The organism is Proteiniphilum sp. X52, from assembly GCF_003712195.1.
Lineage (GTDB): Bacteria > Bacteroidota > Bacteroidia > Bacteroidales > Dysgonomonadaceae > Proteiniphilum.
The window spans coordinates 1-2,972 of sequence record NZ_RDSD01000051.1; the positions used below are offsets into that span (position 1 = coordinate 1).

Consider the following 2,972-nt stretch of genomic DNA (forward strand, 5'->3'; position numbering starts at 1 on the left):
TACTCTCCTTCCAATGAGTTCGAAGTAAACCGGATCATTGTCCCATCGTTGAATTCTAAATTTAACCCGGCGGAAACCGACCATTCAGGAGCTCTTGGTAATCGATACAGCAAATCACCTTTCAATTGTGCCGTATATCTGTAGGGTTGTCCGTAGTCATCAGGAGAAGATGAGATATCGATTAAATCAGTAGTTCTAATCGAGCCTTGCTTCCAAGTAATAATATCTTTTCTCTCATAAGAGCTATTATAAGGCTCCCCAACATCTGCAACAATATAAGAGTCCGTATACATATAATAGGTATTTGGATTTCTTTCTACAGTAACAGAATTGTTTTGCTCGGAAACAATACGGATATCCGAAGAGACATTCCATGAGACGGGTATATTATTAGGTAGATTGATAGTGTATGTATAAGTTCCTTGACCGCAAATGTTTGAGGGGCCGGAGAGGGGTAATGCTCTTATTGCAGCTACAACGGCATGATGCGCATTTACTCTACCATAGCCCATTTCATTGCACCTTCCATTAGTATAGGTATATCCTCCAACCTGATTCGCTGTAGATATTAAAATATCGAAGACTTGTTGCGGAGTAAGCGTCGGATTTACAGAAAGCACTAATGCTACAACGCCAGCTACCACCGAGCAAGAATGAGAGGTGCCACCAAATCGAGCTGTATAATCAAGGTTGTTAACTCCAAAATTTGGATTGATTTCACCGATTGCTGGTGGGATTAAAGGCCCTGACCACGGATTATATCCTGCATTTCCCGGTATATCAATCGACCACATTTCATAAGTCTCTCCTGCGATAGTTCTGCCATGGCATAGAACGATTTGATGGAGCTACAATGTCGATTAAATTGCTTGTAGGGCTGTAGTTTGCCTGACGGTCATTCCTGTCAGAAGCACCTACAGTAATAAGGTTTGGAATATTAGCATTGGCAGGAAAGCTTACATATCCTTCATCATTAAGATTTTGGTTAGCCTCATTGCCTGCAGCAAACACAACTACTCTATTGTTCCTTAAAGCATAATTAATAGCTGAGATAATTACAGGATGTGCATTTTGATTAGATGTTCCGTATCCCCAACTATTTGATAGTATGTTTGCACCATTGTCAACTGCGAATTCAATCGCATCAGCTGTTGATGGAGGAGACACACCCAGTCCATCACTATTAAATATTCTTATTGGCATAATTTTGCAATTTGGAGCTATACCAGCGATACCCTGATTATTATTCATTGTAGCAGCTATAACACCGGCGCAAGAATTACCATGGTTCATATTTCCTGTTGGTGATGGATCATTAACACTACCATCACCAAAATTACTTCCATTTAATCGCACTTGTCTTGTATTTGGCAAATCGGGATGATTGGGAGTAACGCCTTGATCTAAAACAGCAACTATAATATCACTTTTTCCTGTTGTAATCTCCCATGCTTCGGGCGCATCAATATCAGCATCCGGTGTCCCAGAATGCCCGTCTGTAAAAACCTGTCCGGTATTATGACATGCGATTTGTCTGTTAAAATAGGTATCATTGGGTATTACTTGATTAGATTTAAAATATGAAATAAAATTAGGAGTAGAAAATTCAACCAAACCTGTTTCATATATTTTGTTGGCTATTTCCAATGCGTTAACCCGTTTTTTCACTTTTAATTTCTGATAAATTTTGGTTGTTTTAACAACCTGTATATCAAATTTTTTATATAGCATTTCTTGTTGGTCTCGGGTAACTTTCGGCAAAAAACTAACCAAAATCTCATCGGTAACTCCCATGTCCAAGCCATCTTTTAAAGTATAAAACGGTTGACAAGAATAAATGGTTTCATCTGTCTGTAAATTTTCAATAATACCGTTTATCGATTTTCGTGTGTTATCTGTAATTTCAGCGATAGAAGAATCATGCCATTTGATTTTTGCATTCGGAGAAAATTTTCTTAACGACTCTATTGTCTTTTCTTTTCCAATCGCTTTGTCATATTTAACCAATACTGTATTATGTTTAGCAACAAGTGGTATCTTTTTATCAAACGCATAATAATAAGTAGTATCTTCTGTTGTAGATGATGTTAAGAAAATAATCAAAACACACAGAAACAACAAATAAATGAGGTAATTCTTTTTCATAGTCGCTATTTTTCAAGTTTAACAATGCTCTTTAATAATATTTCTGAGTAATTTTTCCAAGGGAATGAATGCTCCATTGCAGTACAAGGACCGCATACAAAATTCATATTCTCACTTTCTTTTAATACTTTGTAATTAAATCTGATTTTATAAGAGGTTCTTTTATTTTCCGGAAAAAATATAGGACCACAATTATTTCCATTACATCCCGAAACGATAAGTTCTTTGGGAAAGTCAAGAAGACCATCAGGTAAGTTAAAAGTATAGAAATCAATTGGATAGTTAGAGTTTTCATTTTTACTGTTTTCAAGTAATATACAAAATCCTATAGGAGTTCTTCCAGATGCAATGCCATCCTCACCAATCTTATCGGCTTGGAAAGAAGCAACAATGTACCCTTCTACATAATCGGAATATCCTTCTTTCTCGCACCCCGCTCCGCCCAACAGTAGAAGTAGGGAAATGGCGGCGAATAAAAATGTTTTCCTTTTCATAATTTATTGAAGTTTTTGTTTTTTTAATAAAATAGTTCTTTATCTCTATTCCGCCCGCAAGCGAGGCTTGCCGGCGGAATCAGCAGCAAGGAGGAGTATCGGGATTCATCGCGCTATCGGTTTTCAGTATTAAATCGTGCCTTAAAGATATAAAAATCAAGAATATAAAGGAACAATAAGCGACTTTTCGCTTCGGGCAAAACAAACACTTTTCTATATAGATGCAAAAAAACGGCAAAACGTTGCACGGATTCCGGATTTTAACATTCGGGAAACGTTACCAGTGCATTATTTCAGACGACAGACATCTGACTTTTTCATTGGTAATTCGTC

Annotated in this window: 3 protein-coding genes; all 3 read right to left on the reverse strand. The window is 37.0% G+C overall.

Annotation, left to right across the window (positions count from 1 at the left end; genetic code table 11):
- On the reverse strand, positions 1–794 hold a 794-nt coding region (locus D7D25_RS17430), incomplete at its 3' end, for a S8 family serine peptidase (RefSeq protein WP_148038981.1).
- 1 nt (position 795) lies between these two features.
- The gene (locus D7D25_RS17435; RefSeq protein WP_122970187.1) at positions 796–2,145 is read right to left on the reverse strand and encodes a S8 family serine peptidase; all 1,350 of its coding nucleotides are present in this window, start codon (positions 2,143–2,145) and stop codon (positions 796–798) included.
- A 5-nt stretch (positions 2,146–2,150) separates the two neighbouring features.
- Positions 2,151–2,639, reverse strand: a complete 489-nt coding sequence (locus D7D25_RS17440) for a hypothetical protein (protein ID WP_122970188.1) — start codon at positions 2,637–2,639, stop codon at positions 2,151–2,153.
- Between the last annotated feature and the right edge of the window lie 333 nt (positions 2,640–2,972).